Consider the following 7,319-nt stretch of genomic DNA (forward strand, 5'->3'; position numbering starts at 1 on the left):
CCGGAGGGCGAGGCAGGCGGGAGTTTGACGACCGGCCCTAGAGCAGGTCGAGTCGGCGCAGGTCGGCGACGTACTTGCGCAGGAGGGCCGCCGACAGGTGGGGGATGTCCTGGTCGGGGCCGACCTTGGCGGCTCGTACCGCGGCGTGGAACCGCTCGGCGGAGATCGTCGCTCCGGGGACGGCCTCCTCGGGTTGCGCGAAGGCGTGCAGCAGGGGAAGCAGCGAGTGCGGGCGCTGCCTCTCCGGCAGGGCGCGGAGCGCGGCGGTGAGGCGGTCGAGCCAGGCGTCGTAGTCGTCGATCCGCCGGATCGGGTGGCCGGCCTCGGTGAGCCAGTCGACGAACGTGTCCAGCGAGATGCCGTCGTCGTGCGGGTTCAGCACGTTGAACGTCCGGTGGCCCTCGGTGGCCGCCGCGCCCAGTGCGGCGACGGCCTCGGCGGTGAAGTCGACCGGCAGACCGTCGTAGTGCGCGCGGGTGCCGTTGCGGTAGAAGGAGCCCGGCGCGATGCCGGTGGCGACGAGGCTGAGCAGCAGGCGGGTGAACACGTCGGGGACGTTCAGCTGCCCCGGGTGTCTGCTGTGCGCGAGGATCATGTTCGACCGGAAGGTGGCGACCGGCAGGCCGCACAGGTCGTGCGCCTCCCTGAGCAGGACCTCGCCGGCCCACTTGCTGTTGGCGTACCCGTTGGCGTAGCCGTCGTCGATGCGCCGCACCGGGCTGGTGGTGCGGATGTCGGCGTCCTCGTCGAGGGCGCCGGCGGCGGCGCCCATCTGTACGGCGACGGTGGACACATAGGTGAAGGCTTTGATCCGGGTGGTGAGCGCCAACCGGATCAGTTCGGCGGTGCCGACGACGTTGGGGCCGAACAACTGGGAATAGGGCAGGACGTGGTTGACGAGGGCGGCCGGGTGGACGATCAGGTCCACGGTGTCGGCCAGCCGGTGCCAGGCGTCCTCGTCCAGGCCCAGGTGCGGTTCGCCGATGTCGCCGGCGAGCACTTCCAGCGTCCCGTCGGCCAACTGCCGGTAGTGCGCGAGCAGTTCGGGGTCACCGGTGTCGAAGGCGTCCGTGAGCCGCTGCGCCGCCGCTGCCGCGTCGCTGCCGCGGACGACGCAGATCAGCCTGCCGCCCGCGGGCGCCAGCCGCTCCAGCCATTCCAGACACAGGAACCGGCCGAGGTAGCCGGTGGCCCCGGTCAGCAGGACGGTGCGCACCGCGCCGTCGGGGCGGGGCAGCGTCGGGGCGGCGGCGAGGGTCGGCGCGTCGAGGAAGGCGTCCAGGGTGAGGTCGCCGGCGTGGATCTCGGTGGCGTGCGCGCCGTGCACCGAGGCGGCGGTGGGCCGCTTCGCCCCGGACCGGCGTTCCGCCTCGATGTACCGGGCCACCCCTGCCAGGTCGTTGGCCGGGCTGATGACCACCCCGACCGGCACCTCGATGTGGAAGATCTCCTGCATGAGATGGGAGAAGGACAGCGCGGACAGGGAGTCCCCGCCCAGGTCGGTGAAGTGCGCGTCGGCGCGCACGTCGGTGGTCGCACAGCCCAGCAGTGCCCGGGCGGCCCGGCCGACCGTCTCCCACACCGGCTGGTCCGGTCCGGCCTGTCGCAGCTCGCGCAGCTGCCGGGCCTGCCCGTCGGCGAGTTGGGCGTACCGTCGCTCCAGGGCTTCGCCGTACCGCTCCCGGAGCCTGGGGCGCAGCAGTTTGTGACTGTCGGCGAGCAGGCCGTTCTCGGCGCTGAAGGGTTCGGTCTCGATCAGGAAGTCCCGTGGGATCTCGTACGAGTTGAGCTCCGCCTCCTTGGCCATCTGCTGGAGGGCCTCGGTGATCAGCGGCCTGAGCGCCTCGACGTCGTCGCCGACCCGGGCCAGCGCGTCCGGGGCGGGCACCACCACCGCCAGCAGATAGGCGCGCTCGCTGTTGCCGTACACGAAGATCTGCCGGATGTGGGGGCTGCCGACGAAGGCGGTCTCCAGGCGGGCGACGGCCACGAACTCGCCCTGGGACAGCTTCAGGACGTCCTTGGTGCGGTCCACCCAGACCAGCCGGTCGGGTCCGGTCTCGGCCATGATGTCGCCGGTCCGGTAGTAGCCGTCCTCGTCGAAGACCGCGGCGGTGACCTCGGGGCGCTTGTAGTACCCGGGGAACATCGCGTGCGTCTTGAGCAGCAGTTCGCCGCGCGGGTGCGGCTGGTCGGTGCGGAAGTAGCCCAGCTCCGGGACGTCGGCCAGCTTGTAGTCGATCACCAACGAGCGCTGCACCACCGAGTCGAGGAGCACCCCGCCGGCTTCGGTGGAGCCGTAGCCGGTGAACAGGTGGAGACCGAGGCAGGACTCGACGAAGGCCGCCACCTCGGGGGACAGCGGGGCGGTGCCGCAGAACGCCTTGGCGACGCGCCCGCCCAGGAAGTTCTCCCGCAGGTCCGTCTTGACCGCCGTCTCGATGTCGCCCCCTTCGCCGGCCCGCCGGTCCAGCTCGCTCTGGTACTGCTGGAAGAGCATGTCGCACAGGCGGGGCACCATGGTCAGCTCGGTGGGGCGGATCAGACCGATGTCCTCGAACAGGGTGGACAGGTCGCTCTTGGCGGTGAAGTAGCCGATGCCGCCGCGCACCAGCGAGCCCATCAGCGCATAGCGGCCGGCGAGATGGCTCTGCGGCATGTAGAGGATGCTGACCGGGGGCATGTCCGCCGCCCCGTAGCTGAACCCGTACCAGGCGCTGCCGACGAGCCGCTGGGTGTACATGGCCCCCTTGGGCGTCCCGGTGCTGCCGGAGGTGTAGATGAGCAGGGCCAGCGGGTCGTCGCCCGGTTCGGCGGTGAACAGGGGCGCGGGCGGCAGTTCGGTGCCGTCCGCGATCAGCGCGGCCAGCGTGTCGAGGACCACCGGGCTGCCGGCCTCGGCCAGGCGCCGGCGGGCGGCCTCGAAGGCGTCGCGCTGTTCGGCGACCTCGGGGCGGTAGTCGAACACCAGCAGGCGACGGATCGAGGGGACCGCGATCGCGGCCTCGACCGCGGTGTCCAGGCGCTCGACGTTCGAGGCGAGGACGTGCGGCTCGGTCTCCGCGATGATCGGCTGCAGTTGGGACAGCGGCGCGCTGGACTGCAGGGGCACGGACACGATGCCCAGGTGGATGCAGGCGAAGTCCAGCGTGGCGTAGTCGGTGCTGGTGAAGCCCAGGAGGCAGATCCGGTCGCCGGCGCCCAGTGGGTACGTCGGATCGTGGTACCACTTGCCGGCGAGCGCCCGGATGCGTGCCCACAGTTCGCGGTAGCTGATGGTGTCGAACCTGGGGAGCAGGCGCTGCGTCGTGGGTTCCTTGGCGCGTTCGCCGAGGGCCGGCCGGTCCCCGTAGCCCTCCATGACGGCCGCCATGACCTCGGCAAGTGAGGCGTCCGGATCATGCACCGTCGCGCTGATCGCCTCCAGTGGTTCGGCCATGGCCTGCTCTCCCGTTGTGTCCCAGTGATGTCGGCGGGTCGTACATGAGCGGGGCGTCGTGCGGCAACCGGTCGGATCCGGGCCCGTACCCGGGCCTGGTCCGGGCCCGGGTACGGCGACGACGCCCTCAGGTGATCGGGGGTCCCGGTGAGGGGCTCACCAGCGGACCGGCAGCGCCTCCACCCCGCGGATCAGGCGCTCGGTCCGCCAGGCCAACTCGTCGGCCGGCACCGCGAGGCGCAGCCCCGGCAGACGGCGCATCAGGGCCGTCAGGACGACGCGCAGCTCCATCCTGGCCAACTGCGCGCCGAGGCAGTGGTGTACGCCGTGCCCGAAGGTGACGTGTGGGATGGTCCCGCGGTGGAAGTCGATCTCCTCGGGCCGCTCGAACACCTCGGGGTCCCGGTTGGCCATCCCCAGCTCGGCGACCACCGCCTCGCCGGCACGGACGGTCTGCCCGCTCAGCTCGACGTCCGCGGTGGCGATCCGGGTGAAGCCGGCGGAGGCGCTGATCGGGATGTACCGGGAGAGCTCCTCGACGGCGTCGGGGATGAGGCCGGGGTCCGCGACGAGCTTCTCCCACAGTTCGGGCTTGGTCAGCAGCGTGTAGACGAAGTTGCCGATCTGGTTGGCGGTGGCCTCCTGGCCGGCGGACAGCAGGCTGACCCCGAGGCTGACCAGTTCCTCGTCTCGGAGCCCGTCCTCGTCGTCCGGTGCGGCGACCAGTTCGCCGAGCAGGTCCTCGGTGGGTTCGATGCGGCGCTGGGCGATCAGAGCGCCGAGGTAGTCGTTGAGATGCCCGCGGGCCTGTGCGGACTGTTCCGGGTCGGAGAGCATCAGCAGGCCGTCCACCCAGACGTTGAACCGGTCGCGGTCGGCCATCGGCACGCCGAGCAGTTCGCAGATCACCGTGATCGGCAGTGACCAGGTCAGCGCCTGGGTCAGGTCGGCGGGCGACCCCGCGTCGATCATGGTGTCGAGCAGGCCGTCGACGATCTCCTCGACGCGCGGGCGGAGCTTCTCCACCCGGCGCACGGTGAACGCGTTGGCCACCCTGCGCCGCAGCCGGCTGTGTTCCGGCGGGTCCATGCTCAGCATGGAGGTACGGGGCAGCCCGACGGCGACCGTGCGGGGTACGTGGTCGCCCACGGCGGCGGCGCGGCTGAACCGGGGATCGGCCAGCACCGTCTTGACGTCCGCGTGCCGTGTCACCAGCCAGGCGTCGCCGCCGAAGGGCAGGCGCACGCGCAGTATCGGCTCCTCGCCGGATATCTCGGCCAGCGTCGCGTCCACGTTGAGTTTGTCGGCCGGACCGAACGGATAGGCCCGCGGCCCTTCCTCTGTCGCGGTCATCGTGTCAGTCCTTCCCGTGCCGGCAGGTGGTTGCCCATGGATACGTGCGCGTCGCGCGGATTCCGCAGTGCGTGGAGTGTCGACGGAGCGGACTTGCCGATGCTCGGCCGGCGCGCGGTCCGCGCGGTCCGCCGCGGGTCACAGGGCCGCGATCTTCCCGCCGTCGATGACGAGGCTGCTGCCGGTGATCCACGCGGCACGCGGCGAGGCCAGGAAGCCCACCGCCTCGGCGATGTCCTGGGGTTGGCCGAGACGTCCGAGCGGAATTTCGTCGGCCCACTCTTCCGATTCAGCGCCGAGATAATCGACGATCTTCTCGCGCGCCTCGTCCGCCCCGGGCGTCATCACATTGCCCAGCGAGACGGCGACGACACGGATTCCCTCCGGCGCCAATTGGGCCGCGAGCCCCTTGCTGTACGTTTCGAGGGCGGACTTCGCGGCGGCGTAGTGCAGGATCATCGGGTAGGACGAAATGGTGGCGATGGACGAGACGTGCACGATCGCCCCGCCGCCGCTCTCGCGCATCGCCGGCACGAGTGCCGAATTGAGCCGGACAGCGGCGAGAAAGTTGATGTCCATCGTGTACTGCCAGTCGTTCTCGATGTCCAGCGCGCTTTGAAAGGCCCGACAACCGCCCGCGTTGTTGACGACGATATCCACGCCGCCGAGCGTGTCCAGCGCGGCATCCGCGAATTCGCGGACACCGTCGCGCGTGCTGAGGTCGGCTTTCACGAACGTGGCAGCGGACGGGGTGTCCTCGGTGGCGCTGCGGGCGGAGGTGACGACGCTGGCTCCGGCGTCGAGGAAGTGCTGCACGATGGCGGCGCCGATACCGCGGCTGCCGCCGGTCACCACGGCCCGCTTGCCTGCCAACTCCTTGGGAACATCCGCAGCAAGTCGCATCCCGCTCACTCTGGATTCCCCCCTTCCTCGCCCCGACGACCCTGTCCACGACGCCCATCGCCGAGCGAAAACTTTTCCCTCGATTGCGATGCGAGATAAGCGTTTAACTCCGACTCGGTATGGCGGCGTGGAATGACTAGGGCAACTATCTACGACCCCTCGGATACGGGTCAAGCCGAAAATTTCGATGCACTGCATCGCGTTGTGCGATGCAGTGCGTTCCAATGCGATCCAGTGCGACGTCAGGACGACGGAAGAGGTCAACGCCCCATGCGGAATGGGCCGTCGGCGCATCCGCGTCACCGGTGCCGACTGGACGCTGCGCTCACCAGCACAGATAATCTTGCGCTACCGACGGGCGACCAGAACGGTTCCCGCGCAACCCGGAAATGCATTGCCGAGTTGGCGAATCGGGCGCCCGGAACATCGATTTAATCAGTGCCGACATCTCGGGAGGAAAAAATGGCCACCCTGGACGAGCCGTTCACCGTGGGAGATCTAACGGTCCCCAATCGGATCGTGATGGCCCCGATGACCAGGATGCAGTCCCCCGGTGGCGTGCCGGGACCGGCCGTGGCGGAGTACTACGCCCGCCGGGCGGCCCACCAGGTCGGACTGATCATCACCGAGGGCACCTACATCGACCGCCCCGCGGCCGGCGCGTACGACGGCGTGCCGCACTTCTACGGCGAGCAGGCGCTCGCCGGCTGGGCCCATGTGGTGCAGGAGGTGCACCGGGCAGGCGGCAAGATCGTCCCGCAGCTGTGGCACACCGGGGCCGTGCGCACCGGAGCCGAGCCGCCCGCCGACAATCCCTCCGGGCTCGGCCTGGACGGCGCGCCGGCCGGAAAGGCCATGACCCAAGCGGACATCGACGCCACGGTGGCCGCCTTCGCCGAGGCCGCGGCGACCGCCGAGCGACTCGGATTCGACGGCGTCGAGCTGCACGGCGCGCACGGCTATCTGATCGACAACTTCCTGTGGAGCCGCACCAATCGGCGCACCGACCGCTACGGCGGCACCCCGGCCGCCCGGGCCCGGTTCGGCGCCGAGATCGTACGGGCCGTCCGCGCGGCCGTCCGCCCCGGATTCCCGATCTTCTTCCGGCTGTCCCAGTGGAAGCTCGGCGACTACGAGGCCCGCATCGCGGAGAGCCCGGACGAGCTGGCGCAGCTGGTGACCCCGCTGGCCGACGCCGGGGTGGACGCGTTCCACGCCTCCACCCGCCGCTACTGGCTGCCCGAATTCGACGGCAGCGAGCTCAACTTGGCCGGTTGGGTGCGCAAGCTCACCGGCAGGGCCACCGTGACGGTCGGCTCGGTGGGCCTGGACCGGCAGTACGGGGAGGGCGAATTCGCCCAGGGCCTCACCAAGGAGGCCGGCCTGGCGGGCATCGAGGAGCTGGTGGCGCGCCTGGGGCGCGACGAGTTCGACCTCGTCGCGGTGGGCCGGACGCTGCTGGCCAACCCGGACTGGGCGGCGAAGGCACTGCGCGGTGAACTGGACCGGACCGTCGCCTACGACCCTGCCGTGCTCCAGACCCTGGTCTGACCCCTTGCCTCGACGGGGCGGACACGCATCCGGGCCGCGGAGACACCGAACGTCTCCGCGGCCCGGCCCGTTC

General features: G+C 70.5%; 4 protein-coding genes. 1 reads left to right on the forward strand and 3 read right to left on the reverse strand.

The features are described 5' to 3' along the window. Positions 1-37: 37 nt before the first annotated feature. From car to JNO44_RS05865, 3 genes are all read right to left on the reverse strand, one after another. Entirely contained in the window at positions 38-3,439 is a 3,402-nt protein-coding gene (car, locus tag JNO44_RS05855; protein WP_205362017.1) for a carboxylic acid reductase, read from the reverse strand. Positions 3,440-3,595: 156 nt separating this feature from the next. Beyond that, positions 3,596-4,792 (reverse strand): cytochrome P450, encoded by a 1,197-nt coding sequence (locus JNO44_RS05860; RefSeq protein WP_205362018.1) that lies wholly within the window; start codon positions 4,790-4,792, stop codon positions 3,596-3,598. Between the two features lie 138 nt (positions 4,793-4,930). Beyond that, on the reverse strand, positions 4,931-5,695 hold the full coding sequence (locus tag JNO44_RS05865) for an SDR family oxidoreductase (RefSeq protein ID WP_205362019.1): 765 nt from the start codon (positions 5,693-5,695) through the stop codon (positions 4,931-4,933). A gap of 462 nt (positions 5,696-6,157) precedes the next feature. Here JNO44_RS05865 and JNO44_RS05870 point away from each other — a divergent pair, with 462 nt between their 5' ends. After that, the gene (locus JNO44_RS05870) at positions 6,158-7,246 is read left to right on the forward strand and encodes an NADH:flavin oxidoreductase (protein ID WP_205362020.1); all 1,089 of its coding nucleotides are present in this window, start codon (positions 6,158-6,160) and stop codon (positions 7,244-7,246) included. Positions 7,247-7,319 lie beyond the last annotated feature (73 nt).

The sequence above is a fragment of the Streptomyces noursei genome (assembly GCF_016917755.1).
GTDB lineage: Bacteria > Actinomycetota > Actinomycetes > Streptomycetales > Streptomycetaceae > Streptomyces > Streptomyces yunnanensis.

Bases quoted from the DNA above. Each gene is read 5' to 3' on its own strand.
- car (WP_205362017.1), bottom strand. From the start codon at position 3,439: ATGGCCGAACCACTGGAGGCGATCAGCGCGACGGTGCATGATCCGGAC.
- JNO44_RS05860 (WP_205362018.1), bottom strand. From the start codon at position 4,792: ATGACCGCGACAGAGGAAGGGCCGCGGGCCTATCCGTTCGGTCCGGCC.
- JNO44_RS05865 (WP_205362019.1), bottom strand. From the start codon at position 5,695: ATGCGACTTGCTGCGGATGTTCCCAAGGAGTTGGCAGGCAAGCGGGCC.
- JNO44_RS05870 (WP_205362020.1), top strand. From the start codon at position 6,158: ATGGCCACCCTGGACGAGCCGTTCACCGTGGGAGATCTAACGGTCCCC.